The 534-nt window shown below is 26.2% G+C and carries 1 protein-coding gene; it reads right to left on the bottom strand.

Features of this window, described 5'->3' with window-relative positions:
* Window positions 1-534: hypothetical protein (locus tag CG473_RS04270; RefSeq protein ID WP_169709378.1), on the bottom strand; the 534-nt coding region annotated here is incomplete at both ends.

Below are 534 nucleotides of genomic sequence, written 5' to 3'. Positions count from 1 at the left end.
TAATGATTTCGGACATACCTAAATCTTGTATCTCATTTTCTCTTATAGTTATATTTTTTGACAAAAATTCTTTAAACCGACCAAATGATTTAATAAGAATGTGATTGCTTTCTGTTGATTCCATCACTCTGGTTTTATCAGTATGTGGCGATATGTTCTCAATTATCAATTGATTTTCAAATAGCTTTTTGATAGTGCTGGATGGTAAGCTACTTAGAATTTCCGAATTAGCTATTGTATCTATAAATCCAGAATAAAATAAACCATTATATTTAATATCTAAGCTTTTTACACTTCTCTTTTGAAATTTATATTCTCCATTATTTTCAATAAGTATATGATTGTTATTAAAAATTGCTTTTAAGCCTCTTTTTTCATCCGATGCATCAACTCTATCTAATGATAAAAATCACATTGAAAGTCTATTTGCAATTTCTTCATTAGTTACTATTTTTTCTATTGGATTTTTATCTTTTATTGGTTTTATAACTCTTCCATCTGTATCTGCTGGATTTTTAATTGGATTTTTAATGT

The organism is Mycoplasma testudineum, from assembly GCF_002245785.1.
GTDB classification, from domain to species: domain Bacteria; phylum Bacillota_I; class Bacilli_A; order Mycoplasmatales; family Metamycoplasmataceae; genus Mycoplasmopsis_B; species Mycoplasmopsis_B testudinea.
This window is presented reverse-complemented; position numbering and strand designations above follow the sequence as displayed.